Source organism: Pseudonocardia sp. ICBG162 (assembly GCF_020496225.1).
Taxonomy (GTDB): domain Bacteria; phylum Actinomycetota; class Actinomycetes; order Mycobacteriales; family Pseudonocardiaceae; genus Pseudonocardia; species Pseudonocardia alni.
Window position 1 is genome coordinate 395214 of the sequence record NZ_JAHLJD010000031.1, and the last position, 25888, is coordinate 421101.

General features: G+C 74.5%; 29 protein-coding genes. 16 read left to right on the forward strand and 13 right to left on the reverse strand.

The window, feature by feature from the left end; all coding sequences use genetic code 11:
- Window positions 1-17: 17 nt before the first annotated feature.
- Genes KPL60_RS26605 through KPL60_RS26615 form a run of 3 tightly spaced genes read left to right on the forward strand, consistent with a single transcriptional unit; the run spans window position 18 to window position 2383 of the window.
- A complete protein-coding gene (locus KPL60_RS26605; protein ID WP_226350616.1) occupies window positions 18-764 on the forward strand; it encodes a TIGR03089 family protein in 747 nt (248 codons plus the stop codon).
- A 22-nt stretch (window positions 765-786) separates the two neighbouring features.
- On the forward strand, window positions 787-2052 hold the full coding sequence (gene ilvA / locus KPL60_RS26610) for a threonine ammonia-lyase IlvA (RefSeq protein ID WP_255656543.1): 1266 nt from the start codon (window positions 787-789) through the stop codon (window positions 2050-2052).
- 58 nt (window positions 2053-2110) lie between these two features.
- Window positions 2111-2383, forward strand: coding sequence for an MSMEG_0570 family nitrogen starvation response protein (locus tag KPL60_RS26615; protein WP_226368244.1), 273 nt, complete (start codon window positions 2111-2113; stop codon window positions 2381-2383).
- Between the two features lie 37 nt (window positions 2384-2420).
- Here the strand turns inward: KPL60_RS26615 and KPL60_RS26620 are convergent, their stop codons facing one another.
- Entirely contained in the window at window positions 2421-3599 is a 1179-nt protein-coding gene (locus KPL60_RS26620) for a benzoate/H(+) symporter BenE family transporter (protein WP_226367550.1), read from the reverse strand.
- A gap of 234 nt (window positions 3600-3833) precedes the next feature.
- On the opposite strand from KPL60_RS26620, the gene KPL60_RS26625 reads away from it, so the two are divergent.
- The 3 genes from KPL60_RS26625 (at window position 3834) to KPL60_RS26635 (ending at window position 5262) form a co-directional block, all read left to right on the forward strand.
- Window positions 3834-4352 carry a DUF1097 domain-containing protein gene (locus tag KPL60_RS26625; RefSeq protein ID WP_226367551.1) on the forward strand — a complete coding sequence of 173 codons (519 nt, stop codon included), beginning with the start codon at window positions 3834-3836 and terminating at the stop codon, window positions 4350-4352.
- 25 nt (window positions 4353-4377) lie between these two features.
- Window positions 4378-4614, forward strand: coding sequence for a MerR family DNA-binding transcriptional regulator (locus KPL60_RS26630; RefSeq protein ID WP_073576356.1), 237 nt, complete (start codon window positions 4378-4380; stop codon window positions 4612-4614).
- Between the two features lie 114 nt (window positions 4615-4728).
- Entirely contained in the window at window positions 4729-5262 is a 534-nt protein-coding gene (locus tag KPL60_RS26635) for a helix-turn-helix domain-containing protein (RefSeq protein WP_226367552.1), read from the forward strand.
- 56 nt (window positions 5263-5318) lie between these two features.
- On the opposite strand, the gene KPL60_RS26640 is transcribed toward KPL60_RS26635, so the two are convergent.
- Together KPL60_RS26640 and KPL60_RS26645 are read right to left on the reverse strand one after the other, a co-directional pair.
- Entirely contained in the window at window positions 5319-6284 is a 966-nt protein-coding gene (locus KPL60_RS26640; RefSeq protein ID WP_226367553.1) for a squalene cyclase, read from the reverse strand.
- Between the two features lie 14 nt (window positions 6285-6298).
- Complete coding sequence (locus KPL60_RS26645; protein WP_226349945.1) at window positions 6299-7453, reverse strand: acyl-CoA dehydrogenase; 1155 nt, start codon at window positions 7451-7453, stop codon at window positions 6299-6301.
- A gap of 60 nt (window positions 7454-7513) precedes the next feature.
- Between KPL60_RS26645 and KPL60_RS26650 the strand changes: the two genes are divergently transcribed.
- Window positions 7514-8221 (forward strand): TetR family transcriptional regulator, encoded by a 708-nt coding sequence (locus KPL60_RS26650; RefSeq protein WP_226349944.1) that lies wholly within the window; start codon window positions 7514-7516, stop codon window positions 8219-8221.
- A 306-nt stretch (window positions 8222-8527) separates the two neighbouring features.
- Here the strand turns inward: KPL60_RS26650 and purE are convergent, their stop codons facing one another.
- Together purE and KPL60_RS26660 are read right to left on the reverse strand one after the other, a co-directional pair.
- Window positions 8528-9040, reverse strand: coding sequence for a 5-(carboxyamino)imidazole ribonucleotide mutase (purE, locus tag KPL60_RS26655; protein WP_073576360.1), 513 nt, complete (start codon window positions 9038-9040; stop codon window positions 8528-8530).
- On the reverse strand, window positions 9037-10281 hold the full coding sequence (locus tag KPL60_RS26660; protein ID WP_226367554.1) for a 5-(carboxyamino)imidazole ribonucleotide synthase: 1245 nt from the start codon (window positions 10279-10281) through the stop codon (window positions 9037-9039). Before KPL60_RS26660 ends, purE begins: the two co-directional genes overlap by 4 nt.
- A gap of 34 nt (window positions 10282-10315) precedes the next feature.
- Here KPL60_RS26660 and KPL60_RS26665 point away from each other — a divergent pair, with 34 nt between their 5' ends.
- Window positions 10316-10843, forward strand: coding sequence for a GtrA family protein (locus tag KPL60_RS26665; RefSeq protein ID WP_226367555.1), 528 nt, complete (start codon window positions 10316-10318; stop codon window positions 10841-10843).
- An 8-nt stretch (window positions 10844-10851) separates the two neighbouring features.
- On the opposite strand, the gene KPL60_RS26670 is transcribed toward KPL60_RS26665, so the two are convergent.
- Both KPL60_RS26670 and KPL60_RS26675 read right to left on the reverse strand, forming a co-directional pair.
- A complete protein-coding gene (locus tag KPL60_RS26670; RefSeq protein ID WP_226367556.1) occupies window positions 10852-12126 on the reverse strand; it encodes a HAMP domain-containing sensor histidine kinase in 1275 nt (424 codons plus the stop codon).
- A 7-nt stretch (window positions 12127-12133) separates the two neighbouring features.
- Entirely contained in the window at window positions 12134-12790 is a 657-nt protein-coding gene (locus tag KPL60_RS26675) for a response regulator transcription factor (protein WP_062397592.1), read from the reverse strand.
- Window positions 12791-12855: 65 nt separating this feature from the next.
- Between KPL60_RS26675 and KPL60_RS26680 the strand changes: the two genes are divergently transcribed.
- Window positions 12856-13674, forward strand: a complete 819-nt coding sequence (locus KPL60_RS26680) for an inositol monophosphatase family protein (protein WP_226367557.1) — start codon at window positions 12856-12858, stop codon at window positions 13672-13674.
- Window positions 13667-14122 carry a MaoC/PaaZ C-terminal domain-containing protein gene (locus tag KPL60_RS26685; protein WP_226367558.1) on the forward strand — a complete coding sequence of 152 codons (456 nt, stop codon included), beginning with the start codon at window positions 13667-13669 and terminating at the stop codon, window positions 14120-14122. The genes KPL60_RS26680 and KPL60_RS26685 overlap by 8 nt, the downstream gene beginning before the upstream one ends.
- On the opposite strand, the gene KPL60_RS26690 is transcribed toward KPL60_RS26685, so the two are convergent.
- The 3 genes from KPL60_RS26690 to KPL60_RS26700 all read right to left on the reverse strand — a co-directional run bounded on the left by KPL60_RS26690 (window position 14103) and on the right by KPL60_RS26700 (window position 16583).
- Window positions 14103-15035, reverse strand: coding sequence for a hydroxymethylglutaryl-CoA lyase (locus tag KPL60_RS26690; protein WP_226367559.1), 933 nt, complete (start codon window positions 15033-15035; stop codon window positions 14103-14105). The two genes, KPL60_RS26685 and KPL60_RS26690, sit on opposite strands and share 20 nt — an antisense overlap.
- On the reverse strand, window positions 15032-15655 hold the full coding sequence (locus KPL60_RS26695) for a PH domain-containing protein (RefSeq protein WP_226367560.1): 624 nt from the start codon (window positions 15653-15655) through the stop codon (window positions 15032-15034). Before KPL60_RS26695 ends, KPL60_RS26690 begins: the two co-directional genes overlap by 4 nt.
- 79 nt (window positions 15656-15734) lie before the next feature.
- Window positions 15735-16583, reverse strand: a complete 849-nt coding sequence (locus tag KPL60_RS26700) for a biotin--[acetyl-CoA-carboxylase] ligase (protein WP_226367561.1) — start codon at window positions 16581-16583, stop codon at window positions 15735-15737.
- 146 nt (window positions 16584-16729) lie between these two features.
- Between KPL60_RS26700 and KPL60_RS26705 the strand changes: the two genes are divergently transcribed.
- From KPL60_RS26705 to KPL60_RS26725, 5 genes are all read left to right on the forward strand, one after another.
- A complete protein-coding gene (locus tag KPL60_RS26705) occupies window positions 16730-18370 on the forward strand; it encodes an acyl-CoA carboxylase subunit beta (protein WP_226349936.1) in 1641 nt (546 codons plus the stop codon).
- Window positions 18367-18606: an acyl-CoA carboxylase epsilon subunit gene (locus tag KPL60_RS26710; protein ID WP_226349935.1), complete on the forward strand. Its 240-nt coding sequence runs from the start codon at window positions 18367-18369 to the stop codon at window positions 18604-18606. The genes KPL60_RS26705 and KPL60_RS26710 overlap by 4 nt, the downstream gene beginning before the upstream one ends.
- 177 nt (window positions 18607-18783) lie before the next feature.
- The gene (locus KPL60_RS26715; RefSeq protein WP_226367562.1) at window positions 18784-19281 is read left to right on the forward strand and encodes a hypothetical protein; all 498 of its coding nucleotides are present in this window, start codon (window positions 18784-18786) and stop codon (window positions 19279-19281) included.
- A 39-nt stretch (window positions 19282-19320) separates the two neighbouring features.
- A complete protein-coding gene (locus KPL60_RS34905) occupies window positions 19321-20502 on the forward strand; it encodes a histidine kinase (protein ID WP_226349933.1) in 1182 nt (393 codons plus the stop codon).
- Window positions 20499-21149, forward strand: a complete 651-nt coding sequence (locus tag KPL60_RS26725) for a response regulator transcription factor (protein WP_226349932.1) — start codon at window positions 20499-20501, stop codon at window positions 21147-21149. The genes KPL60_RS34905 and KPL60_RS26725 overlap by 4 nt, the downstream gene beginning before the upstream one ends.
- Before the next feature lie 135 nt (window positions 21150-21284).
- On the opposite strand, the gene KPL60_RS26730 is transcribed toward KPL60_RS26725, so the two are convergent.
- The 3 genes from KPL60_RS26730 to KPL60_RS26740 are packed head-to-tail and all read right to left on the reverse strand — an operon-like array spanning window position 21285 to window position 23928.
- Window positions 21285-21761, reverse strand: coding sequence for a zinc ribbon domain-containing protein (locus tag KPL60_RS26730; protein ID WP_226367563.1), 477 nt, complete (start codon window positions 21759-21761; stop codon window positions 21285-21287).
- Window positions 21762-21820: 59 nt separating this feature from the next.
- A complete protein-coding gene (locus tag KPL60_RS26735) occupies window positions 21821-23116 on the reverse strand; it encodes a hydroxyacid-oxoacid transhydrogenase (protein ID WP_226349930.1) in 1296 nt (431 codons plus the stop codon).
- Window positions 23116-23928: an N-acyl homoserine lactonase family protein gene (locus tag KPL60_RS26740; RefSeq protein WP_073576374.1), complete on the reverse strand. Its 813-nt coding sequence runs from the start codon at window positions 23926-23928 to the stop codon at window positions 23116-23118. The genes KPL60_RS26735 and KPL60_RS26740 overlap by 1 nt, the downstream gene beginning before the upstream one ends.
- Before the next feature lie 137 nt (window positions 23929-24065).
- On the opposite strand from KPL60_RS26740, the gene KPL60_RS26745 reads away from it, so the two are divergent.
- Complete coding sequence (locus tag KPL60_RS26745; RefSeq protein WP_226367564.1) at window positions 24066-25877, forward strand: helix-turn-helix domain-containing protein; 1812 nt, start codon at window positions 24066-24068, stop codon at window positions 25875-25877.
- Window positions 25878-25888: the final 11 nt, after the last annotated feature.

The window sequence follows — 25888 nt, forward strand, 5'->3', positions numbered from 1 at the left end:
CGTAGCGTTCCGGCGTGATGGACACCGTCTTCGGCTCCGGCCTGTTCCTCACCGACGCGCTGCTCGGCCCGGCGCTCGGCGCCGCCGCCCCGCGACCGCTGGTCACCCACTACGACGACGCGACCGGCGAGCGGACCGAGCTGTCCGGCACGACCACCGCGAACTGGACCGCGAAGGCGGCGAACCTGCTGCGCGACGAGGTCGACGTCGAGCCGGGCACCCGGGTCGCGGCGCTGCTGCCCGCGCACTGGCAGACCGTCGCCGCGCTGCTGGCCGTGTGGTCCTGCGGCGCGGAGCTCGTCGGCGACCCGGCGGGCGCGGACGTCGTGCTCGCCGACGCGGCGCGGCTCGACGTGGCCCTCGCTGCCGGGGCGGGCACGGTCGTCGCGTTCTCGCTGGACTTCTTCGGCCGCGGCCTGGGCGACCTCCCCGGCGGGACCGTCGACTTCGCGACCGAGGTGCGGGTGCACGGCGACGAGTTCGTCCCGTGGGACCCGGTGGACGGCGCGGCCCCGGCCTGGGACGGCGCGAGCGGCGAGCAGGTGCTGGCCACGGCCCGGGAGCGTGCGGACGCGCTCGGCATCACCGCGGGCGCCCGGGTGCTGTCGAGCACCGGCTGGGACAGCGCGGACGGCCTGCGCGACGGGTTGCTCGCCGTCCTCGCGGCGGGGGCCTCGCTGGTCCAGACCGTGAACGCCGCCGGGGACCCGGCGACCCTCGACCGCCGCGCGGAGTCCGAGCGGGTCACCCTGCGCCTGGGGTGAGCGGCGGGCCCGGCCGGGGGTCATGACACCCTGGTCGACCGTGACCCCCTCTGTGAGCGCCCGGGACGTCGACGACGCGGCGGCCCGGCTCCGCGCCGTCATCGGCCCGACCCCGCTGCAGCTCAACCCCCGCCTGTCCGACGCGCTCGGCGGCGAGGTCTGGGTCAAGCGCGAGGACCTGCAGCCGGTCCGTTCGTACAAGATCCGCGGCGCCTACAACCTCATCGCGCAGCTGCCCGAGGCCGACCGCCTCGCCGGCGTCGTCTGCGCCAGCGCCGGCAACCACGCCCAGGGCGTCGCGTTCGCCTGCCAGCGCCTCGGCGTGACCGGGCGGGTCTACCTGCCCGGCACGACCCCGCGCCAGAAGCGGGACCGGGTCGCGCGGCTGGGTCGTGACGCCGTCGAGGTGCGGGTGGTCGGCAACACCTACGACGAGGCCGCCGCGGCCGCCCGCGCCGACGCCGAGTCCACCGGTGCCACCCAGGTGCCCGCCTTCGACGACCCGCGCACCGTCGCGGGCCAGGGCACGATCGCCCGCGAGATCCTCGCCCAGCTGGCCGACCCGCCGGACGTGCTGGTCGTGCCGGTCGGTGGCGGCGGACTGCTCGCCGGGGCCATCACCTACCTGCGCGAGCACGCGCCGTCGACCCGGATCGTGGGCGTCGAGCCCGCCGGGGCGGCGAGCATGGCGGCCGCGGTCGCCGCGGGCGAGCCGGTCGACCTGGGGTCGCTGGACCCGTTCGTCGACGGCGCCGCCGTGCGCAAGGTCGGCGCGGCCACCTTCGACGTGGTGCGCGACGCGGGCGTGGAGCTGCTCGCGGTGCCCGAGGGCCGGATCTGCGTCGAGATGCTCGCGCTCTACCAGTCCGACGGGATCATCGCCGAGCCCGCGGGCGCGCTGTCCCCCGCGGCGCTGGACCGGCTCGACATCCCCCGCGACTCGACGACGGTCTGTCTGCTCTCGGGCGGCAACAACGACGTCTCCCGCTACGCCGACATCGTCGAGCGCGCCCTGGTCTTCGAGGGCCGCAAGCACTACTTCCTCGTCGAGTTCCCGCAGGAGCCGGGCGCGCTGCGCCGCTTCCTCGACGACGTCCTCGGCCCGGACGACGACATCACCCTGTTCGAGTACACCAAGCGCTCCAACCGGGAGACCGGCCCGGCGCTGGTCGGCATCGAGCTGGGCTCGCCGGACGACCTGCCCGCGCTGCTCAAGCGGATGCAGGAGGCTCCCCCGCACATCGAGCCGATCCCGCCGGACAGCCCGCTGTTCGGCTTCATCCTGTAGACGCCGCGCGCAACACGGCGGCAATCCGGGCCGCCTACCGTGCACGACCGTGCCCGAGATGATGTTCGACGTCCGCTGGCCGGACGGCACCGAGGTCAGCTACTACTCGCCGTCGCTGGTGGTGACCGAGCACCTGGACACCGGCACGACCTACCCGGTGGCCGAGTTCGTCACGCGCAGCCGTACCTGCATGGAGATCGCCGACGCGCGGGTGTGGGCGAAGTACGGGTTCGGCTGCGCGCAGTCGGCCCGGACGATCGCGCTCATCGACGCCGCGGCGGGGCGGTTCGCCCCGACCGACGTGGTACGGGTGGAGGGCTTCCGCCGCTGACGCCGCCGGGTCCCGCGGTGCTGTGACGGCCGCCGCGTCACGCGGCGGCCGGGCGTCGGCGCAGCACCAGGTGCAGCGCCACCCCGGCGAGCAGACCCCAGAACGCCCCGCCGATCCCGGCGATCGTGACCCCGGCCGCCGAGACCAGGAACGCGGCGGCCGCGGGCACCCGCGCGACGGCCGGGTCCGGCGTCCCGTCGGCGACGGCGAGGGCACCGGCGAGCGCGGCACCGAACGTCCCGAGCAGCGCGAGCCCCGCGACGGACTCCACGACCCCGGGCGGCGCGGCCGCGACCAGGGCGGCCATCGTCGTCGCGAGCGGGGCCAGCAGCAGGCAGGCGACGCCGTTGGCCTGGCAGGCGACCCAGCGTCGCGCCGGGTCCGGGTGGGACTCGGGCGAGGCGGGCAGCGCCGCGGTGATCGCGGCCAGGTTGATCGCGTGCGCACCGGCCGGGGCCCCGAGCACCGTCCCGGCGCCGGTGAGCACCATCGCGTGGCGCCAGGGGACGGGGTAGCCCGCCGCGGCGAGCACCGCGACTCCGGGCACGTTCTGCGAGGCCATCGTGACCACCCAGAGCGGCAGCGCGACCCCCACCAGGGCCGCGACCGAGAAGGCCGGGACGGTGAGGGTGATCTCCGGCGGGCGCAGCCACGACCAGCCGTCGGCGAGGACGACGACGATCACCAGCGCCAGCCCGAACGCGGCCGGGGACGCCCAGCGCGGCGCGAACCGCGACAGCACGACCCACAGCACCACGATCGGCGCCACCAGCAGCGGCCGCTCGACCAGCGCCCGGACCGGCGCCAGGCACAGCGGCAGGAGCACACCGGCCAGCATCGCCTGCGCGATCGGCGCCGGGATCGCGCCGACGAGCCGCCCGAGCGGGCGCACGAGCCCGGTCGCGACGATCAGCAGACCGGCGACGACGAACGCGCCGACCACGGCGGGCCACCCACCCGCGACGGCCCCGGTGGAGGCCAGCAACGCGGCGCCGGGGGTGGACCAGGCGATCATCAGCGGGCGGCGGAACCGGCGGGACAGCCAGATCGTCGCCACCCCCATCAGCGCGGTGAGCACCACCAGCCCGGACGCGGCCTGCGCCGGGTCGGCACCGGCCGCCGTCAGCCCGGCGAGGACGACGGCGAACGAGCTGGTCACCCCGATCACCGCGGAGACGACACCGACCGACACCGGTTGCGCCCAGGAACGATCCACGGGCCCACCCTAACCGCGTCGTTCTGTAAACAGAACCCGCCCCGGGCGGTAAGCAGGATGTTCTGCGGCCGATACACGGGACCCCGTCGACCCGACCAAAGATGACCGAACCGTGTCGTCCGGAAAACAGGCGGTGACGTCCGGTCCGCCGATCTTGGTACGGCCACCTGCCGCGGCCCATCCTGCGTGGGCCGCCGCACCCGTCGGGCGCGGCTCTACCGGAAGGCCCGTCTCATGAAGCTGCCCGTCGCTCTGGCCCTGGTGATCGGCGTCGCCGGGGCGGTGATCGCGTACCTCTACCTCGGTCCGCTCTCCGGGCTCGGTCTGTTCGTACCGGCGACGTTCCTGGGTGCCGCGACGTTCTTCGCGGCGGGCGGTGACCGGCCCGCGCTGGTCACCGCTCTGGCCACGAACGTCTGGGGCATCGTCACCGGCACCGTCATGCTGGTCCTGGCCGGCCTCACCACGAACCCCGCCCTGCTGGGCCTGATCATCGGCGGGATGACCGCGGTGTTCATCCTCGGTGCGCTCGTACCGGTGCTCGGGTTCGTGCCCGGCGCGGTCGTCGGGTTCGCCACGACCGCGGCGTTCGGCCTGCTCAGCGGGGCGTCGGGCACCGACTTCTCGCTGCCCACCGGCCCCCTCACGGTGATGCTGCTGTCGTTCGTGGTCGGCTCGGTCGTGCTGGGCTACGGCTGCAGCCTGGTCGTCGGCCGCCTGACCGCCCGCACCGCGGCACCCGCCGCGGCCTGACCGGCGGCGGCGCCCGGTGCGACTGGTGACCACCGGCGAGGCCGCGACCAGACTGGCCCTGAGCCCGCGGGCACTGCACCGCTGGGCCAGGGCCGGCCTGGTGACGCCGGCCTTCCGTGAGCCGGACGGCCGCGACCTCTGGGACCTCGACGACCTCCGGGACCAGGTCACGGCGCTCCCGGCACGCTTCTCCGCGGCCACCGCGGTACGCGACCCCGGGACACCCGGTCCCCCACGTCGCCCGGGCACCCCGTCCGGGTAGCGCGGCCGAGTGCCGCGGCCCGGTGACGCAGCCGGGTGGCACGGCCCGGTGATGCGGCCGGGGTGGCGCGGGCGCGGGACCCTCCGGCCGACCCGCCCCGGCTACAGTCGCCCGGTGGACGACGGGGCGCTGCGCACGGCCGTCGGCGCACGGCTGCGGACGGCCCGGACCGCACACGGTCTCTCCCTCGGAGCCCTCGCGGAGCGGGCGGGGATCGGCAAGGGCTCGCTGTCGGAGATCGAGAACGGCAGCCGCAACCCCACCCTCTCCACCCTCTACGCGCTCGCGGACACCCTGGGCGTACCGCTGTCGCGGCTGCTCGCCGAGCACCCCGGGGCCGAGGTCGCCGGCCCCGGCATCACCGCGCGCCTGCTGGAGACGGCCACCGACGACCACGGCACCGTCGAGGTGTACGCCCTGACCCTCGTCCCGGAGGCGGTGCACGTGTCCCCCGGGCACGGCCCGGGGGTGGTGGAGCACCTGCTCGTCACCCGCGGTGCCGTCCGGGCCGGACGCAGCGGACGCGAGGCCGACCTCGGCACCGGCGAGGCCACCCGCTGGCCCGCGGACGGCGAGCACACCTACACCGCCCTCGCCGGGGAACCGGCCGCGGCCGTGCTCGTCATCCGCACCCCGCCGGGTCCATGATCATCAGCACCTCAGTGCTGCGCGCCCGGCCCCGGACCGCGCCCAGGTACTGATCGTCAGGCCGCCGCGTCCCACCAGGCGAGCACCCGGGTGGCGTACAGGGTCAGCCACGGCGACGGCTCCCCCGGCGGCACGTCCACCTCGAACCACATCTCCCCCGGGTCGCGGACGCCCTGGACCCAGCGCCCGTCCGGCCGCCGCGACGCGCGCAGCGCCGTGACGGCGTCGGCGAGCCGCGGGTCGGGCGGGACCCCGTCGAGCGCGGCGGCGAGGCGGAAGTACTCCGTGCCGCGCAGCACGTCGTGCCGCCAGCGCAACGGGTAGGCGAGCTCGGCCGGGTCCCGTTCGAGCTCCACCGGCTCGCCGGTCGAGAGCCGGTACAGCAGCCCGCGGGTCAGCAGGTACTCCTCACCCGACCGGCGGGCGGCCCGCGTCGCGGCGGTCCCGCCGGTGGCCCGCTCGTGGGTGAGCAGCCCGTACAGCGCGTTCAGTGTGGAGTGGAACGACGACCGCCGCGCGCCGTCCACCCAGAAGCAGTTCCAGCCGCCGTCGGCGAGCCGGTGCTCGGCGAACCAGGCGGCGAGGGCGTCCATGTCACGGCCGAGCCACAGTCCGTTGGCGACGGTGAACGCGTTGATGCAGGCGTCGACCTCACCGTCCCAGTAGGGCAGGTCGTCGTACTCCCAGCGGCACGACTCGAGCTTCTCCGCGGTGCCCGCCAGCGCCGCCGGGTCCAGGCCCCACTCGCGCAGCGCGTTCAGCGACCAGGTCGTCGCCGTCCACGGCTGCCCCTCCACCGTGGACGGTCCGGCCGGGAAGTACGCACCGCCCGCCCAGGTGCCGTCGGGGTCCTGGTGGGCGAGCAGCCGCGCGCCCATCCCCTCGGTCGCGACCCGCGCGCGGGTGGCCTCCCACACCTCGGGAGGCGCACCCGCCAGGTCGCGCTCGACCTGCCAGCGCAACGCCGGGTCGGTGTCGAGCAGCCGGTCGAGCAGTGCGCGGTCCACGACGGCCCCGTCCATGGGGCGTCAGCGTGTCACTTGAGCAGCGAACGCGCCATCACCATGCGCTGGATCTGGTTGGTGCCCTCGTAGATCTGGGTGATCTTCGCGTCGCGCATCATGCGCTCGGCCGGGAAGTCACGGGTGTAGCCCGCGCCGCCGAGCAGCTGGACGGCGTCGGTGGTCACCTGCATCGCGGTGTCGGAGGCGAAGCACTTGGCGGCCGAGGAGATGAAGCCGAGGTCGGGCTCGTTGCGCTCGGCGCGCGAGGCGGCGACGTAGCAGAGCTGGCGGGCGGCCTCGACCTTCATCGCCATGTCGGCGAGCATGAACTGCAGGCCCTGGAACTCGGCCAGGTGCTTGCCGAACTGCTTGCGCTCCTTCAGGTACTGCGTCGCGACGTCGAGCGCGCCCTGGGCGATGCCGACAGCCTGCGAGCCGATGGTCGGACGCGTGTGGTCCAGGGTGCGCAGCGCGGTCTTGAAGCCGGTGCCCTCGGCGCCGATGATCCGGTCGGCCGGGATGCGGGCGTCCTCGAAGTGGATCTCGCGGGTGGGCGAGCCGTGGATGCCGAGCTTGCGCTCCTTGGTCCCGACGACGAAGCCCGGGTCGTCCTTGTGGACGACGAACGCCGAGATCCCGTTGGCCTTCTTCTCCGGGTCCGTGACGGCCATGACCGTGTACCAGGTCGACTCGCCGGCGTTGGTGATCCAGCACTTGGTGCCGTTGAGGACCCACTCGTCGCCGTCGCGGCGGGCGCGGGTCTTCATCGACGCGGCGTCGGAGCCCGCCTCGCGCTCGGACAGGGCGTAGCTGACCATCGCCTCGCCCGCGGCGACCGACGGCAGGACCTGCTTCTTCAGCTCGTCCGAGGCGGACAGCAGGATCGGGGTGAGCCCGAGGCCGTTCACCCCGGGGATCAGCGACGACGACGCGCAGACCCGCGCGACCTCCTCGATCACGATGCAGCCGGCGAGCTCGTCGGCGCCCTGGCCGCCGTACTCCTCGGGGATGATCACGGCCTGGAAGCCGGCCTTGACCAGCGCGTCGCGTGCCTCGACGGGGTACCGGCCCTGCTCGTCGACGTCGGCGGCGTGCGGGGCGATCTCCTTCTCCGCCAGGTCCCGGACCGCCTCGCGGAGGGCCGTGTGCTCGTCGCTGAGCCGGTAGCTGTCGAACTCGCTGTTCATGCCGACCATGCTAACGGCACTCCGTGCCACATGTCACGGGACCTTGCTACCCTCCGTGCCATGACGACCAGCACGCGGCGCGGGCGTTCCCCCGAGGGGCGGGCCGAGGTGCGGCGGGAGCTGGTCGCGGCGGCCGCGCGGCTGTTCACCGAACGCGGCTACGACGACACCACCGTCGACGACATCGCCGCCGCCGCGGGCGTCGGCCGCCGGACCTTCTTCCGCTACTTCCGCGGCAAGGAGGACGCGCTGTCCCCCGACCACGAGCGCGGACTGGCCCGGATCGGCGAGGTGTTCGCCGGCGCGCACCCCGACGAGCCGCTGCCGTCACTGGCACTGCGTGCCGCGGAGACGGTGTTCGAGCTCTACACCGAGGACCCCGAGGTCGCCCGGCTGCGCTTCGCGCTGGTCGGCTCGGTGCCCGCGCTGCGCGACCGCGAGGCGGCGTCGGTGCACCACTACCGGCGGCTGTTCACCCGCGAGCTCACGGCCCGGCTCGGCGGCCGCCCCGACGGCGAGCTGCGCGCCGCGGTGACGGCGGCGGCACTGGTCGCCGCGCACAACCAGGCGCTGCGCCGCTGGCTGGTCGACGGCGCGCGCGACGCCGACCTGCCCGGCGCCGTCGACCACTTCCGCCGGGTCGCGCCGATGCTGCCGCTGGAGGACGCGGGCGAGCCGGCCGCGGCGCCCGACCTGGAGGACGTGACCCGGCGCCTGGAGCGCGCGGCCCGGACGCTGGAACGGGAGTCGACCCGACGCACGGGCTGAGCCCGGCCCCGGGGCGTCCGGCCCCGGACATGCGTGATCCCCGGGCCGCACCGGGGTGCGTCACCGAACCGGACAGAGTTCGGACCCGGGGATCACGGGTGACCGTCGGGAACTCGCCGGCACCACACCGGCTTCCACGACCGCCTCTCCGACGGGTTCTCCCCGCCGGAGCAGAACGTGGTGCTAGCTGACGGCCACCTCACGTGTCCTGCTGTAGCTCATCTGCTGGACCACCTCCTCTCCCGTGTACCGACACCGTACGCACGGGATCGAGCGGCGCGCCACCAGAAAATCGCGGCCCGGTCCTCAGCCCTCGCGGGCGGCCACGCGCAGCGCCGCGTCCTTGTCCAGCACGCTGCGCTCGAGGTCGGCCTGGAACTCCACCATGGCCTGCCGGAGCCGCTCGTCGCCGGCGCCGAGGATGCGCACCGCGAGCAGTCCGGCGTTGCGGGCGTTGCCGACCGCGACGGTCGCCACCGGCACGCCGGCGGGCATCTGCACGATCGACAGCAGCGAGTCCAGGCCGTCGAGGTACTTCAGCGGCACGGGCACGCCGATGACCGGCAGCGGCGTCGCGGCGGCGACCATCCCGGGCAGGTGCGCGGCACCACCGGCCCCGGCGACGATCGCCTGCAGGCCGCGGTCGGCGGCCGAGGCGGCGTAGTCGAGCATCCGCTGCGGGGTGCGGTGGGCGGAGTAGACGCCCACCTCCCACGGCACGCCGAACTCGTCGAGCGCGGCGCCCGCGGCGCCCATCACCGGCCAGTCGGAGTCGCTGCCCATGATCACTCCCACGCGCGGGGAGCCGGTCTGCGTCATCGAGGTCCTTCCGGGGAGTGCGGGGAGCGGGGATCGCCGGTGTGGGCGGACCAGCCGTCCGCCCAGGTCGCGGTGGCCAGCCAGCCCGCGGCGAGCTCCGCGCGGGTGCGCACGTCGGCCTCGTCGCGGCCGAGGACCGTCACGTGGCCGATCTTGCGGGCCGGACGGCCGTCCTTGGCGTAGAGGTGCACCTTCGCCTCGGGGAAGCGCGCGAAGCAGTGGTGCAGCCGCTCGTCCATGCCCATCGCGGGCTCCTGCGCCGCACCGAGCACGTTCGCCATCACCGCGACCGGGGCGACCGGGGCGGTGGAGCCGAGCGGGTAGTCCAGCACCGCGCGCAGGTGCTGCTCGAACTGCGAGGTGACCGAGCCCTCGATCGTCCAGTGCCCGGAGTTGTGCGGGCGCATCGCCAGCTCGTTCACGACGACCTCGCCGGGCGCGGTCTCGAACAGCTCGACCGTCATCAGCCCGACGACGCCGAGCTCGGCCGCGATCCGCAGCGCCAGTTCCTGGATCCGGGCGGCGTGGTCCGGGTCGAGCCCGGGGGCGGGCGAGGTGACCCGGGCGCACTGGCCGTCGACCTGCAGGGTCTCGACGACCGGCCACGCGGCGGCCTGGCCGAAGGGCGAGCGGGCGACGCTCGCGGCCAGCTCCCGGGTCATCGGGACCGCGGACTCGACGAGCAGCGGGGTACCGGCGTCGAGCAGGTCGGCGACCAGCCGGTCGGTGTCGTCGCCGCCGGCGCGCAGGAACCAGACACCGCGGCCGTCGTAGCCGCCGCGGGTGGCCTTGAGCACGACCGGCCAGCCGTGCCCGGCCCCGAACGCGGCGACGTCGCCGGGCGCCGCCACCTCGGCGAACGCGGGCACCGGCAGCCCCATCTCCGACAGCCGTCGTCGCATCACCAGCTTGTCCTGCGCGTGCACGAGCGCCGAGGGCGGCGGCCGCAGCGGCAGCCCGGCCTCGGCGAGCGGGACCAGCACCTCCTGCGGGACACCCTCGTGGTCGAACGTGACGGCCGAGCAGCCCGTCGCGAGCTCCCGCAGCGCGGCGGCGTCGTCGGGGTCGCCGATGACGACGTCCGGCGTCACCCGGGCCGCCGGGTCGTCCGGCGACGCGGCCAGCACCCGCAGGGTCTGCCCCAGCGCGACGGCGGCCTGGGCGGTCATCCGGGCCAGCTGGCCACCGCCGACCATGCCGACGACGGGCAAGGCGGCCTTCTGCGCGTCAACCCTCTCCACGAGACCGGGAGCCTAATCTGGCACGATCGATCCCGTGACGGTGGTGGAGGCGACGCTCGCCAGGATCCCCCAGCCGTACCGCGACAAGGCGATCAAACACCGCGAGCTGATCAAGTTCCTGATGGTCGGTGGCAGCACCTGGGTCATCGACACGGTGGTGTTCCTGGTGCTGAAGGCCACGGTGCTGGCCGACAAGCCGGTGACCGCCAAGGTGATCGCGGTACTGGTGGCGACGATGGTGTCCTACGTGCTGAATCGCGAGTGGTCCTTCCGGACCCGCGGCGGGCGCGAGCGGCACCACGAGGCCCTCCTGTTCTTCGTGATCAGCGGGGTCGGGGTCGCCGTGTACTCGGCGCCGCTGTGGGTGTCGCGCTACGTCTTCGAGCTGCAGGTGCCGTTCGTCTCGCTGGTCGCCCAGGAGTCCGCGGACTTCGTGGCCGGGCAGATCGTCGGCACCCTGGTCGGGATGGCCTTCCGCTGGTGGGCGTTCCGCCGGTTCGTGTGGCCGGACCAGTTCGTGCGACGCCAGCCCCCACCGGTCGCCCCCGCCCCGAAGGACTGAGCGACCGGCTACCGCGGGCCGGTGCGGTCGGGCATCGGGGCCGTCGCGGCGACGTCGTCGGTGCGGGCCGCGGGCAGGTACAGCCGGAACACCGGCGGCCGGGCCCGGGACAGCTCCAGCCTGCCGCCGTCGGCCTCGACCAGCGTCCGGGCCAGCGCCAGCCCCAGCCCGGTCGAGGACTGCGCCGAGATGCCCCGGTCGAACACGTGCGGCACCAGGTCCTCCGGCACGCCGGGCCCGGTGTCGGACACCTCCACCAGCAGCGCGTTCTCCCCGGTGCGCGCGGAGATCGTGACCGGGCCGTCGCCGTGCTGCAGCGCGTTGTCGACGAGCACCCCGATCGCCTCGCGCAGCCGCGCCGCGGTCACCCGGGCGAGCAGTCCCTCGGGCACCCGCACCTTGAGCGACCGGCCGGCAGCGGTGAGCGGGCCGCGCCACTCCCGCTCGGCGTCGGCGACGGCCTCGGCCAGGTCGACCGGTTCGGCCCCGACCGCCCGGGCGGCGCGCGCGGACTCCAGCAGGTCGTCGAGGACGGCGGTGAGCCGCTCGGTCTGCTCCAGCGCCGCGTTGGCCTCGCGGCGGGCGTCCGGGTCGGGGTGGCAGGCCAGCTCGTCCAGGCGCAGCTGCAGCGCGGTGATCCGGCTGCGCAGCTGGTGGGACACGTCCCCGACCAGCGACCGCTCGCGGTGCAGCAGCTGGGACAGCGCCGTCGCCGAGGAGTCCAGGACCTCCGAGACGCGGTCGAGCTCGGCGATGTCGTAGCGGGCCGGGGACCGGCGGAAGTCGCCCGCGCCGAGGCGGGCGGCGCGGGCCGCGAGGTCGCGCAGCGGGTCCGACAGCCGGCGCGCGGTGTACACCGCGACCCCGGTGCCGACGGTGACGGAGAACCCCACCAGCAGCACGACGACGGCCACCACCTGGGTCTGCTGGGAACGCATCACCGAGGTCGGCTGGGACAGCTCCATGATCCCGCCGGGCCCGAACGGCAGCGACTCGGTGACCGGGTCGTCGACCCGGTCCACGCCGTAGACGATCGGGTCGGAGTCCGGCGGCACGACGACCAGCCGGGAGTTCGGCGGGATCGCCGCCTCCACCAGCCGTTGCGACTGCGGCCCGGTGCCGTACTCCTCGACGGTCTCGGTGACCTGCTCGAGGCGCTGGGTCAGCTCGGCACGGGTGAAGTCCTCGACGAGCTGCCAGGTCGCGAGCGCGAGCGGGCCGCCCAGGAACAGCGCGGTCAGCGCCACCGTCAGCAGGGTGGAGATCAGGATCCGGCGGCGCACGGCGACCTCAGTCCGAGTTGTACCGGAAGCCGACGCCGCGGACGGTGGCGATCCGCTTCTCGCCGCCGATCTTGCGGCGCAGCCACGACATGTGCATGTCCAGCGTCTTCGACGACTTCATGTCCGCGTCGCCCCAGACCGCGTGCAGGATCTCCTCGCGCGTCACGACCTGGCCGGCGTGGATCATCAGCACCCGCAGCAGCTCGAACTCCTTGTTGGCCAGGGAGATCTCGTCGCCGTCGAGCAGGACGCGGCGGCCGGACAGCTCCATCCGCAGGCCGTCCACCTCGACGACGTCCTGGGTGCGGCGGCGCAGCAGCGCCCGCACCCGGGCCAGCAGCTCGGCCAGCCGGAACGGCTTGGACACGTAGTCGTCGGCGCCGGCGTCGAGCCCCACGACGAAGTCGACCTCGTCGGTGCGGGCGGTGAGCATGAGGACGGGCAGGTCCGGCAGGGTCGCGCGGACCCGCCGGCAGACCTCCAGGCCGTCCATGCCGGGCAGCCCCAGGTCGAGCACGAGCAGGTCGACCTGGGCACGGGTGACCCGGTCGACGGCGCCGACGCCGTCGGCGACGACGTCGACGTCGTACCCCTCGCGCTGCAGGGCCCGCGACAGCGGCTCGGCGATGGCCGCGTCGTCCTCGGCCAGAACCACGGTGGTCATTTCACCGAGCATAGGGCTCCGGGCCCCGGGCACGGTGGCGGTGCGAGCTGGCATGCTCGCCCAACGTGAACCCCGAGCGATGCGTGCCCGCCGAACCCGGTGATCTGGATCTCGCCCTGCGCCTGGCGGACCTCGCCGACGCGATCACGCTGCCCCGTTTCCGGGCCGCCGACCTGAGGGTGGAGCGCAAGCCGGACCGCACCCCGGTGACCGACGCCGACACCGCCGCCGAGGACGCCATCCGTGCCGCGCTGGGCCACGAGCGTCCCGGCGACGCGATCCTCGGGGAGGAGCGCGGCGGGTCCACCGACACCGCGCACGGCCGCGGCTGGGTGATCGACCCGATCGACGGGACGAAGAGCTTCTCCCGCGGGGTGCCCGCGTGGGCGACGCTGATCGCGCTCGTCGTCGACGGCGTGCCGACGGTGGGGGTGGTGAGCGCGCCGGCGCTGCACCGCCGCTGGTGGGGCTCGGCGGGGGCCGGGGCCTGGGCGCGGGACCTGCCGTCGGGGACGCCCAAGCGGATCGCGGTGTCGGGGGTGGCCGACGTCGCCGACGCCTACGTCTCGACCACCAACACCGAGACCTTCCGCACCGACCCGTCCCCGGCGTCACGGGAGGGCTGGATCGCGCTGACCGAGGCCTGCTGGGAGTCCCGCGCGTTCGGCGACTTCTGGCAGCACGTGCTCGTCGCCGAGGGGGTCGTCGACGTCGCGGTGGAGCCCGCCGCGAACCCGTGGGACCTGGCCGCGCCGGCCGCCGTCGTCGCCGAGGCGGGCGGGCGGCTGACCGACCTGGCCGGGAACCCGACCTGGTCCGGCGGGCACGGCCTGACCAGCAACGGGCTGCTGCACGACGCCGTGCTGGGGGTGCTGCGTGGCTGAGCTGTACTTCGACGACCTGACCCCGGGCACCGTCGTCGACCTCGGCACGACCGTGGTCGACCGCGACGAGATGGTCGCGTTCTCGGCCCGGTTCGACCCGCAGCCGTTCCACCTGCACGAGGCCGAGGGCGAGCGGGTGTTCGGCGGCCTGGCCGCGTCCGGCTGGTTCACCGCGGGGCTGTGGATGCGCGCCTACGTCGACGCCGTGCTGTCCCGCGCGGCGTCGCTCGGCTCCCCCGGCGGCGACGAGATCGCCTGGCCGGCACCGGTGTTCGCGGGCGACGAGCTGCACGCGGAGATGGAGGTGCTCGAGGCCCGCGTCTCGCGCAGCCGCCCGTCGATGGGTCTGATCACGCTGCGCGGGACGCTGACCCGCAGCGGCGACGGCGCGGTCGTCTACCGGTCCCGGTTCACCGGCATGTTCGGGGTCAGGCCGACAGCGCCGTGACCACCCGCGACGGCGACGGCCGTCCCAGGTGCCCGGCCATCCACACACTGGTGTCGACCAGCTTCCGCAGATCGGCGCCGTGGTCGATGCCGAGCCCGTCGAGCATCCACACCAGGTCCTCGGTGGCGAGGTTGCCGGTCGCCGACCCGGCGTAGGGGCAGCCGCCCAGGCCGCCCGCGCTGGCGTCGACGGTGGCGACGCCGTGGCGCAGCGCGGCCAGGGTGTTGGACAGCGCCTGGCCGTAGGTGTCGTGGAAGTGCACCGCGAGCCGGTCGACCCCGACCCCGCGGGCGACGCAGGCGTCGAGCACCGCGCCGACGTGCGCCGGGGTGGCGACGCCGATCGTGTCGCCGAGGGAGAGCTGGTCGCAGCCCATCTCCATCAGCCGCGCCCCGACGGCGGCGGCCTGGTCCGGGTCGACCCCGCCCTCCCACGGGTCGCCGAAGACCATCGACACGTAGGCCCGCACCCGCAGTCCCTCGGACACCGCGCGGGTCACTGTGGGCTCGAACATCGCGAACTGCTCGTCGAGCGTGCGGTTGAGGTTGCGCTTCGCGAACGTCTCGGTGGCCGAGGCGAACACCGCGACGTGGTCGCAGCCCGCCTCGATCGCCCGGTCCAGGCCGCGCTCGTTCGGCGTCAGTACCGGGTAGTCGAGCCCGGCACGGCGGTCGAGCACGGCCAGCAGATCGGCGGCGTCGGCGAGCTGGGGCACCCACCTCGGGTGCACGAAGCTGGTCGCCTCCAGCGTGCGCAGACCGGCGTCGGCGAGGCGGTCGAGGAACTCGGCCTTCACCGCGACCGGGACGACGGTCTTCTCGTTCTGCAACCCGTCGCGGGGGCCGACCTCGTAGATCTCGACGCGCTCCGGGAGCGCGGGGTCGCGCACCGTCGTGGGAAGACCGTTGCTCACAGGGACGCCCTCTCTCGCTGCGGTGCGGGAGCCTCCATCCTGCCCCGCACGGCCGCGTCGGCGTGACCACGGCGGGCCGTGTGCTCGCTCTCCTTCTCGTGGCTGCGGCGCCGCTCGGCGAGCAGCCCGATCTGCCGGTGCAGCCGGGCCTGGACCCGTTCCACGCCCGCGACGTCGGTGAACCGCAGCCGCTCCCCGGCGACGTCGAGCAGCAGGGTGCCGCAGCCGAACAGCCGTCCCCCGGCGCCGGTCCGGACGCGGACCGAGTCGATGCGGTCGATCGGCACGTCGAGGCCGTCGCGGACGAGCAGGCCCTCCCGGACGAGGAACCGCCGGTCGGTGACGACCAGCAGGGTGGCGCGCCAGCGCGCGATCGGCAGCAGCGTGAACCGCACCGCGACGAGCGCGGCGAGCACCCCGAGCACGAGCCAGGCCCACGGCGCCCACGGCTGCAGCCGGACGACGGCGGCCCCGAACCCGGCGACGGCGCTGACCGCGACGAGCACCGCGGCCGGGCGCAGACCCAGCCGCCAGTGCGGGTGCCCGAGCAGCACGACGTGCTCGCCCTCGTCGAGAACCCGGTCCAGAGCCCGGTCCAGAGCGCTGTCGGGGAACGCCATACCCCCACGGTAGGGCGCCGGGCGCCCTCCGCCCACGCGACGCGCGGGGGCTGCGTCGCAGGTCAGCGCAGTGGGTGACTCAGGACTGGTCGGCCGGGCGCAGATGGACGATGTCCCCGGCCGCCACCGCGACGCGGGCCCCGTCGTCCGGGTGGACCAGCAGCCGGCCCTGCGGGTCGACGTCCTCGGCCGTCCCGACGAGGTGGTCCCCCGCCGGGCGCTCCACCCGCACCCGCGAGCCGAGGCTGGCGCAGGCCGAGCGGTAGTCGCGGCGCAGGCCGCAGGCGTCGGCGTCGCCGTGGGCGTCGCGCCACTGCGCCTCGCGCCGGTACAGGTGCCCCAGCAGCACGATCGCGGTCTCGGCGCGGGTCGCGGTGAACCCGTGCGCGGCCAGCGAGGTCGCGCCCCACGGCAGGTCGGTGGCCGGGGTGGAGATGTTGAGCCCGATGCCCAGGACGATCCCCGGTCCGCCGCCGGAGACCGCGGTCATCTCGGCGAGGATCCCCGCGGCCTTGCCCCGCGCCGGCCCGACGAGCAGGTCGTTGGGCCACTTCAGGGCCACCGGCACGTCCGGGGCGAGCTCGGTGATCGCGTCGGCGAGCGCGACGCCCGCGAGCATCGGCAGCCAGCCCAGCCGGTCGGCGGGCACGCCCTCGGGGCGCCACAGCACCGACATCGTCAGGGCCGCCCCGGGCCGCGAGATCCAGGTCCGGTCGAGGCGGCCGCGGCCGCGCACCTGGTCCTCGGCGATCAGCACCGAGCGGTCCGGCGCACCGCGCCCGGCCTCGGCCAGCAGGTCGGCGTTCGTGGATCCGGTGGAGGCGACGACGTCGAGCGCCGTCCAGCCCCCCGCGGGACGGAGCACGGCCGTCCGCAGGGCGTACGGGTCCAGCGGGGTCCCGTCGCCGTGATTCGTCCCGGTCGTCATCACCGCGCACCGTAACGGCCCCGCGACGCGCCGGGGACCGCGGAGGGTGAACGGATCGGTAACGGTGTCGCCGGGGCGGCCACCCGGTCGGCTGCGTCGGACGTCACGCCCGAGCCGAACCTACTTGCGGGTTAAGCTCCGACCTCATGAGCGCCGCAACGGAGCCGATGGCGACCCCGGACAGTGGTGGGGCAGAGCCGGACATCCACACCACGGCGGGCAAGCTCGCCGATCTCTACCAGCGTTTCGAGGACGCGGTCCACGCCGGTTCGGCGTCCGCGGTCGAGAAGCAGCACGCGAAGGGGCGGCAGACCGCCCGTGAGCGGATCGACCAGCTGCTCGACCCGGGCTCGTTCGTCGAGCTGGACGCGCTGACCCGGCACCGGTCCACGAACTTCGGGATGGACGCCAAGCGCCCGTTCGGCGACGGCGTCGTGACCGGCACCGGCACGATCGACGGCCGCCCGGTCGCCGTGTTCTCCCAGGACGCGACCGTCTTCGGCGGCGCGCTCGGCGAGGTCTACGGCGAGAAGATCGTCAAGGTCATGGACGTGGCCGCGAAGATCGGCTGCCCGGTCGTCGGCATCAACGACGGCGGCGGCGCCCGCATCCAGGAGGGCGTGGTCGCCCTCGGCCTCTACGGCGAGATCTTCACCCGCAACGTGCAGAGCTCCGGCGTGATCCCGCAGATCTCGCTGATCATGGGCCCGTGCGCGGGCGGCGCGGTCTACTCCCCCGCGATCACCGACTTCACCGTGATGGTCGACGAGACCAGCCACATGTTCATCACCGGCCCGGACGTCATCAAGACCGTCACCGGCGAGGACGTCGACATGGAGGAGCTCGGCGGCGGCCGGGCCCACAACACCAAGTCCGGTGTGGCGCACTACCTGGCGGGCGACGAGGCCGACGCGCTCGACTACGTCAAGCAGCTGCTGAGCTTCCTGCCGTCGAACAACCTGTCCGAGGCGCCGTCGTTCCCGGCCACCGAGCCCGTCGAGGGGTCGATCGAGGACGGGATCATCGACTCCGACCGCGAGCTCGACACCCTGATCCCGGACTCGGCGAACACGCCCTACGACATCCGCGAGGTCATCAACCGGGTCGTCGACGACGAGGACTTCCTCGAGGTCCAGGAGCTCTGGGCGCCGAACATCGTGATCGGCTACGCCCGCGTCGAGGGCCGCAGCGTCGGCATCGTCGCGAACCAGCCGACCCAGTTCGCCGGCTGCCTGGACATCGACGCTTCCGAGAAGGCCGCCCGCTTCGTGCGGACCTGCGACGCGTTCAACATCCCGGTGCTGACCTTCGTCGACGTCCCGGGCTTCCTGCCCGGCACCGAGCAGGAGTGGAACGGCATCATCCGCCGCGGCGCGAAGCTGATCTACGCCTACGCCGAGGCGACCGTCCCGAAGGTCACCGTCATCACCCGCAAGGCCTACGGCGGCGCCTACGACGTCATGGGCTCCAAGCACCTCGGCGCCGACGTCAACATCGCCTGGCCGACCGCGCAGATCGCGGTCACCGGCGCGCAGGGCGCGGTGTCGATCCTCTACCGCAAGGAGCTCAAGGGACTGGAGGGCGACGAGCTCGCCGCCAAGCGCGCGGAGCTGCAGCAGGACTACGAGGACACCCTCTGCAACCCCTACATCGCCGCCGACCGGGGCTACATCGACGCGGTCGTGCCGCCGTCGCACACCCGCGGCTACGTCGGCCGGGCGCTGCGGATGCTGTCCACCAAGCGGGAGCAGGGACCGACCCGCAAGCACGGGAACATCCCGCTGTGACCACCGACGCCGAGGCCACCCCCGAGGAGCGCCGTGCGCTGTTCCGGGTCGTGCGGGGCACCCCGGACGACCACGAGCTCGCCGCGCTGACCGCCGTGGTCGCCGCGGCGGCGAGCGCCGGCGGGCCGCCCGCCCCGCCGCGGACGCCGGACCTGTGGTCGCACCCCGCGGCCCGGCTCCGCGCCCCGCTGCACGCGGGCCCGGGCGCCTGGCGCGCCTCCGGCCTCCCCCGCTGACCCCGTAGGCACCACCGACCGACGCCCGGTCCCCGGCACACCACGTGCCCGGGGACCGGGCGTCGTCGCGTCCGGCCCGGGGGCGGCGGTCCACCCGGGGGTGGAGGGGGCGGGTCCACCCGGGATCGACCCCGGCGCCGACGCGACGACCGGGCCCGCGGGGAGATCGTTCTCCCCATGGACGCCACCTCACTCGTCATCACGGTCGCGATCGTCGGCCTGGTCCTCTACAAGCAGTTCCGCGGGCAGTACGTCGGCGGGCGACGCGACGTGACGCTCCCGTTCGTCGTGATCGGCATCGGGGTGCTCACCCTCGCCCAGGCCCGCCCGGAGGTCACCGCGGCCGGGGTGGCGCTGCTCGCCGCCGAGCTGGTGCTGGCGGCCGGGCTCGGGGTGCTGCGCGGCTACGCCTTCCGCCTCGGCACCCGCGACGGGTGGGCGTACCGCAGCGGCTCGGCCGCGCTGCTGGTCGCCTGGGTGCTGACCATCGGTGTGCGGGTCGGCGCCGGGGTCGTCGGCGGGGCCGTCGGTGCCGGGCTGCTGCTGTCGACGTCGTCGGCACTGGTCTTCGGCGGCAGCCTGCTGGTCCAGAGCCTGGTACTGCGACGCCGGGTGGCCGCGGCCGGGCTGCCGGTCCGGCCGGACGAGGCACGCCGTGTCCGCGCGGCGGCCTGAGCGTCCCGCCCGACCCGGCCGCTGTGTCAGAGTGAAACGGTGAGCACGCCCGCCGCCCGCACGGCCCGCCGCGTCGAGCCCGACCGGTCGCCGCTGCTCGGGGTGCCCCGGCGGCTGGTGTCGCTGCTGTGGCTGCCGATCGTGCTGTTCCTGCTGTTCTGGTCGCCGGCCCAGCAGGTCTCGCCGACCTGGCTCTACGCCGGGCTCGTCCCGGCCGTCGCCGGGTGGGTGGTCTTCGCCCTCTACCGGAACATGCCGCCGGTCGCGACGGTGCTGACCAGCGTCGCGCTCGCCGGGGGCGGGATCGCCCTGCTGGCCGGGTCCGACGGCTGGACCACCTCGGCGGCCTTCCCGATGATGGCGGTGTTCGTGGCCGCGCTGCGGCTGCCGTACCGGACCGCGCTGTTCGTCGACGTGCCGGTCATCGCGGCCACCACGATCGTCGTCGGGCCCTACACCTCGCTGTGGGACGCGCTGCTGGTGATCGCCGCGCTGACCGCGATGGTGCTGTTCGGGATCGGCCGCCGCGACTCCGCCCGCCGGACCGAGGAGCACGAGCGGACACTCGTCGCCGACGCCAGGGCCCGCGAGGAGCACGCCCGCGCCGAGGCCATCGCCGACCGCGCCCGGGTCGCCCGCGACGTGCACGACGTGCTGGCCCACTCGCTGTCCGCGCTGGCCGTCCAGCTCCAGGGTGCCCGGCTGATGGCACTGCGCGACGGGGCCGCGCCGGACACCATCGCCCAGATCGAGCGGGCCCAGCGGCTCGCCTCCGACGGGATCACCGAGGCCCGCCGCGCCGTGCGTGCGCTGCGCGAGGGACCGGCACCGGTCGACGTCGCCGAGGAGCTGCGCGAGCTCGGCCGGGCCCACCCGGACGCGACCGTCGAGGTCGCCGACGGGCTGCACCTCGGCGCGCGGGAGGGCGAGACCGTGCTGCGCACCGCGCAGGAGGCGCTGTCCAACGCCCGCAAGCACGCCCCCGGCGCCCCCGTGACGGTGCACCTGCGCCGCGACGGCGACGGCGCCGAGCTGGAGGTCGTCGACGTCGCCGGGACACCGCCGCCGCCCGGCGACGGCGAGGGCTCCGGCCTGATCGGGATGGCCGAGCGGGCGGCACTCGTCGGCGCCGAGCTGCAGACCGGCCCCACCCCCGACGGCTGGCGGGTCCGGCTCAGGCTCCCCGCCCGTTCCCCGGACCGCGAGAGGATCACGACGTGAGCGACCTGCGGGTGGTACTGGCCGACGACCAGCGGATCGTGCGCGACGGACTCGCCACCGTCCTGGGCCTGCTCGACGGCATCGAGGTCGTCGGCACCGCGTCCGGCGGCGACGAGGCGGTCGCCCGGGTCGCCGAGCTGGCCCCGGACGTGCTGCTCACCGACCTGCGGATGCCCGCGGGCGACGGCGTCTCGGCGACCCGCCGGGTCCGCGACGGGCACCCCGGCACCGCCGTCGTCGTGCTCACCACCTACGTCGACGACGACGCCGTGGTCGACGCGATCGCCGCGGGCGCCTCGGGCTGGCTGTCCAAGGACGCCGACGCCGAGGCCATCGGCCGGGCCCTGCGCTCGGCCGCCGACGGTGTGTCCACCGTGGACGCCGGGGTGCTGTCCCGGCTGGTCGCCGCCCGCGCGTCGACCGCCCCGGCGGCACCGGTCGACCCGCCGGACGGGCTGACCCCGCGCGAGGTCGAAGTGCTCGGGCTGATCGCCGAGGGGTTGTCCAACACCGAGATCGCGCGACGACTCGTGGTCGGCGAGGCGACGGTGAAGACCCACGTCAACCACCTGTTCGCCAAGACCGGGCTGCGCGACCGCGCCCAGGCCGTCGGCTACGCCTACCGCCACGGCCTGGCCGGCCGCTGACACCGTCCCGCAGCGGCCCCGCAACGGCCGGCGAGCGCCGTGGCGACCCGTGCCGTCGCCCGGCACCCGCCGCGCGGGTCGCCGCGCACCGTCACCGGTCGCCACGAGCACCCGGCGCGGCGTCCACCCGGCGGGTCAGTCGGTGGTGGTGTCGGTGGCGGGAGGCGCCGGTGCGGGGGTGTGGCCGTGCCCATGGCCGTGCCCGTGGCCCTGTTTGGCCGCCACGCCCGCGCCGGGCATGGGGGCGGTGCCGCCCAGCTGGATGTCACCGGCCCGCAGCGGGGCGTCGTGGTACTTGCCCTCGTGCGCCAGGATCGGCCGCTGGTCCCCGGCGATCTCCGGGTACTTCTCCTCCAGCCTGCGTCGCTGGTCCCAGGTCCGGCGCATCGAGTCGATGTACTCGGAGTTCCCGTTGTAGACACCCCGCCAGGTCTGGGGCATCTCGTCCTTGGACAGGCCGGGGCTCGCCTGGCCGCCGAGCGCGAACCCGGCCGGGACCTTGCTCGTCGCGCCGTCGCCGCAGACCGGGCAGGGCGGGGTGCTCGGGTCCGACATGGAGGCGAGGTGTTCGAAACGGGCTCCGCACCCGCACCGGAAGACGTAGATCGGCATCTGCTGCTCTCTCCTCGGCGTCCGCCGGCGGCCCGGAGCGGGCCGCCGGCGGACGGGCGTCACCAGTTCTGCACGGACTTCGTGAGGATGTCGGCGATGTCGTCCTCGGTCGGGGTCCGCGGGCAGGTCGCGAGCAGCCGCTGCTGCTTCATCGTCCCGGGGACCAGGTCCGGCACGTCGGCCTCGGTGTAGCCGACGCCGCCGATGCCGTTGGGGATGCCGATGTCGCGCATCAGCCGGGTCAGGACCCCGGGCAGCTGCTCGCGCGGGTCGTTCACCTTGTCCGCCCGCGGGTCCATCAGCTCCGCGGCCCGCAGGTGCCGCTCCGGCGCGGAGTCGAAGGAGAACCGGAACGCCTCCGGCGCCGTCAGCGACACCGACTCCCCGTGCGGCACCATCGCCTCGTCCTGCGGGTAGCCCTGCGGCCGGTAGTCCTTGACCATGCCCGCGATCGGGTAGGCGTTGGCGTGCGGGATGTGCACCCCGGAGTTACCGAAGCCCATGCCCGCGAACGTCGCAGCCATCATCATGTCCGAGCGGGCCTCGACGTCCTCGGCGCCGCGTTCGACGGCCGTCCGGAACGACTTCGCCAGCAGCGACATCGCCTTCTCGCACCACAGGTCCGAGACCGGGTTGGAGCCGCAGTAGGTGACCCGCTCCTCGGGCTTCTTGCGGTCGAAGGTGGTGTAGTACCGCGCCGTGTAGCTCTCCACCGCGTGACAGGTGATGTCCATCCCGGCCGCGGCGGTGACCTGCGGCGGCAGCGTCATCGTCAGCAGCGGGTCGATGACGGCCAGGGTCGGGCGCAGACGCCAGTGGCTGATCCCGGTCTTGACCTTCATCGACAGGATGTCCAGCACGCACATCGCGGTGGACTCCGAGCCGGTGCCCGCCGTCGTCGGGACGGCGATCAGCGGCTTGAGCTGCCCGGGCGGCACCTTCGCGCCGCCGATCGGCTTGTTGATGTAGTCCATCAGCTCGCCGGGGTGGCTGGTGAGCAGGTTGATGGCCTTGGCGGTGTCGATCGCCGACCCGCCCCCGACGGCGACGAAGCCGTCCCAGGGACCCTGCGCGCGGGCGTACTCGGTCGCCTTGTTCATCGAGTCGTCGGTCGGCTCGACGTGCACGCCGTCGAAGATCTCGGACTCGATGCCGTAGCGGGCCAGGTTGTCGGCCAGGCGCTGCGGCGCGCCGAGCGCGTTGACACCGGGGTCGGTGACGATCAGGACCCGCGACACGTCGTAGGCCGACAGCTCGAAGCCGACCTCGTCGATCGCGCCCGCGCCGAACTTCAGCGGCGGCGCGCCCCAGGTGAAGATCGTCTCCTCGGTGTACTCCGGAACCTCGAACGTCATCAGGTGTACGACCCCTCCGGTGCCTTGCGCAGCTGGTGGATCTGCTCGGCGTCGTGACCGAACACCATCTGCGCGTTCGTCTGCTCCTGGATGCCGCGCAGCTTCTCCACCGAGGAGAACCAGTCCTCGAGGTTGTTGACGATCGCGGCCGGCGCGGCGGGCGGGCCGTAGCTCGCTCCCATGTAGACCGCGTCCGAGGTGAAGATCATCGTGCCGGTGTCGGGGAGGTCGACGCGCATCGACATGCAGCCCGGGGTGTGCCCCGGGGTCTGGATCATGCTGACGCCGGGGAGCAGCTCGACATCACCGGAGACGATCTCCCAGTCGATGCCCTCGTAGTCGGCCTTGAGGTGGGCGCCGTTGAACGGGCCCTCGAAGCCGAGCGCGAACTCCTTCTCCTTGTCCGAGCAGATCATCTTCGCGTTGGTGTTCTTGAACATCTGGGCGTTGCCCGCGTGGTCGAAGTGCAGGTGCGAGAGGACGACGTAGTCGATCTCGTCGAGCCCGACGCCCATCTTGTGCAGCTGCTTGTCCAGGTACTCGTCGTCGGCGACCTGGTCGTAGGGGAAGAACTCCTGCAGACCGGTCGGCGCCCAGCGCGTCTCCCAGTCCGACGGACAGCTGGTGTCCCACAGCAGCTTGCCCTCGTCGGTCTCGACGAGGACGCAGTGCGTCGGCACCTCCACCCAGTCGATCGGGGCGTCCTTCTCGGACCGTGGCTTGATGCTGACACCGGGCTTGAGGAGCAGGAACGGGAGGTTGGCGTGCATCGCCCCGCAGGGGATGACGCTGAGCTTGTTCGCCGTGGCCATGAGGATTCCCTTCGTCGCTGGAGGGTTCTGGCAGTTCGTCGCCGGGCCAGTCTCGGGAAGCCCGGGGCGGGCGTCCATGGTCGTATGCGCCTGTCTTGATCGCAGGACATGGCGCGGACAGACATAGGGTCGGGCGCATGAAGCCGGCTCCGCCGTTCCCCGAGCCCAGCCAGGACGCGATCCTGCAGGCCGTCGGGCAGACAGCGCTGGACCTCGCGAACGTCGGCGACCGCGACGTCATGCTCGGCGCCGTCCTGCGCCGCACCCGGGCGCTGCTCGGCGCGGACATGGCCTACTTCAGCCTCAACGACCTGCACTCCGGTACGACCTACATCGAGCTGACCGACGGCGTCCGCACCCCGGAGTACCGCGCGATCCGGATGCCGTTCGGCACCGGCGTGCTCGGGCGCGCGGCGGCCGGCGCGGGCACGGTCGCGACCGCGGACTACCTGGCCGACCGGGCGCTCAACCACCTGTCGGGGATCGACACGATCGTGCGCGGCGAGGGGGTGCGCGCCATCGCGGGCGCCCCGATGCGCCTGGGCGGGCGGGTCGTGGGGGCGCTGCTGGTGGCCCACCGCGGGCCCCGCACCCTCGGCCCGGCCGCCCGGACCGCACTGGAGCACATGGCCGTGCAGGCCGCCGTCGCGCTGGAGCAGACCCGGCGCGGCGAGGAGATCCGGCGCCTGCGCACCACCCGCGACGACGGCTCCGACCCCGGCGCCCGGCTGCGCCTGGAACACCTCCTGCACCTCGACGAACGCCTCATGGGGGCGATGGCCGGCTCCACCGCCGAGGCGGCCGGGGTGTTCGCCGTGCTCGCCGAGTCCGTCGGGCACCCGCTCTCGCTGCACGACCCGTCCGGGGCGCTGCGCACGGGACGACGGCTGCTCACCCCCGAGGAGCTGGCCGGGTGGCGGCTGCGGTCGGCGGTCCGCACCTCCCAGCAGGCCGGTGGGGTCGCGATCGCGCACCTGCCCGGCGGCGGGACCTACGCGCTGCTCGCGATCACCACCGCGGGCGAGCACCTGGCGACCCTGGTCATGGAGGGCGCCGACGACGACGCCGTCGCCCGGCTGGCGCACGCCTCGGCGTTCATGACGGTCGCGCTGCTGGTCGAGCGGGCACTGGCCCAGGCCGACGAGACCGCCCAGACCACCCTGGTCGAGGAGCTCGTCGACAGCCGGGTCCCGCCGCGGCCGACGCTGGGGACCCGGCTCGCGCAGTACGGCCTCTCCCCCGACGCCCCGGCGACGGTGCTGGTCGTCGACGTCGACCCGGCCGGTGCGGTGACCGCGGCGCGGGCGGTGCGGGGGCTCGACGGGGCGGGCCGCTGGCTGGTGTCGGTGCACGACGGGCACGTGTGCGTGATCGCCGCCGGGACGACCGGCCCCGGCTGTGCGGGGGCCGGGGCGGCACCGCTCGTCGCCGAGGGGCTCGCCGCGGCCGGGACGCCGTCGCTCGTCGGCGCCGCGCACAGCCCCTCGGGCGGGCCGTCGGACCTGCGCCGCGCGCACACCGAGGCCGCCGACGTCGCCGCGGCGGCCCGCGCCCTGGGCCGCACCACCGGGCACGCGGACTTCGCCTCGCTCGGCGCGGTCGGCGCGGTGATCCGGGACCGGACCGGCACCACGTCGCGGGAGATCGTCGGGCGCCACCTCGGCCCGGTCCTCGACTACGACCGGCGCCGGCGCACCCGGCTGGCCGAGACGCTGTGGCACTGGTTCGCGGCGGGCGAGCTGCTCGCCCCGGCCGCCGACGCGCTGTCGGTGCACCCGAACACCGTGCGCCAGCGCCTCGAACGCGTCGACGACCTGCTCGGACCGGACTGGCGCACCCCCGAGGGCCGCTTCCACCTGCACCTGGCGCTGCGCCTGCACCGCGTCGCCGGGCCGGACCGGACCGCCGACCCGGCGGCGGACCACGGCTCCGCGGTGGCGGGCCGGTAGCGTCTGCCGTC

Coding starts and splice junctions, on each gene's coding strand:
- KPL60_RS26605 (WP_226350616.1), top strand. CDS start 18: ATGGACACCGTCTTCGGCTCCGGCCTGTTCCTCACCGACGCGCTGCTC.
- ilvA (WP_255656543.1), top strand. CDS start 787: ATGACACCCTGGTCGACCGTGACCCCCTCTGTGAGCGCCCGGGACGTC.
- KPL60_RS26615 (WP_226368244.1), top strand. CDS start 2,111: ATGATGTTCGACGTCCGCTGGCCGGACGGCACCGAGGTCAGCTACTAC.
- KPL60_RS26625 (WP_226367551.1), top strand. CDS start 3,834: ATGAAGCTGCCCGTCGCTCTGGCCCTGGTGATCGGCGTCGCCGGGGCG.
- KPL60_RS26640 (WP_226367553.1), bottom strand. CDS start 6,284: ATGGACGGGGCCGTCGTGGACCGCGCACTGCTCGACCGGCTGCTCGAC.
- KPL60_RS26645 (WP_226349945.1), bottom strand. CDS start 7,453: ATGAACAGCGAGTTCGACAGCTACCGGCTCAGCGACGAGCACACGGCC.
- KPL60_RS26650 (WP_226349944.1), top strand. CDS start 7,514: ATGACGACCAGCACGCGGCGCGGGCGTTCCCCCGAGGGGCGGGCCGAG.
- purE (WP_073576360.1), bottom strand. CDS start 9,040: ATGACGCAGACCGGCTCCCCGCGCGTGGGAGTGATCATGGGCAGCGAC.
- KPL60_RS26675 (WP_062397592.1), bottom strand. CDS start 12,790: ATGACCACCGTGGTTCTGGCCGAGGACGACGCGGCCATCGCCGAGCCG.
- KPL60_RS26695 (WP_226367560.1), bottom strand. CDS start 15,655: ATGGCGTTCCCCGACAGCGCTCTGGACCGGGCTCTGGACCGGGTTCTC.
- KPL60_RS26700 (WP_226367561.1), bottom strand. CDS start 16,583: ATGACGACCGGGACGAATCACGGCGACGGGACCCCGCTGGACCCGTAC.
- KPL60_RS26705 (WP_226349936.1), top strand. CDS start 16,730: ATGAGCGCCGCAACGGAGCCGATGGCGACCCCGGACAGTGGTGGGGCA.
- KPL60_RS26715 (WP_226367562.1), top strand. CDS start 18,784: ATGGACGCCACCTCACTCGTCATCACGGTCGCGATCGTCGGCCTGGTC.
- KPL60_RS26730 (WP_226367563.1), bottom strand. CDS start 21,761: ATGCCGATCTACGTCTTCCGGTGCGGGTGCGGAGCCCGTTTCGAACAC.
- KPL60_RS26735 (WP_226349930.1), bottom strand. CDS start 23,116: ATGACGTTCGAGGTTCCGGAGTACACCGAGGAGACGATCTTCACCTGG.
- KPL60_RS26740 (WP_073576374.1), bottom strand. CDS start 23,928: ATGGCCACGGCGAACAAGCTCAGCGTCATCCCCTGCGGGGCGATGCAC.
- KPL60_RS26745 (WP_226367564.1), top strand. CDS start 24,066: ATGAAGCCGGCTCCGCCGTTCCCCGAGCCCAGCCAGGACGCGATCCTG.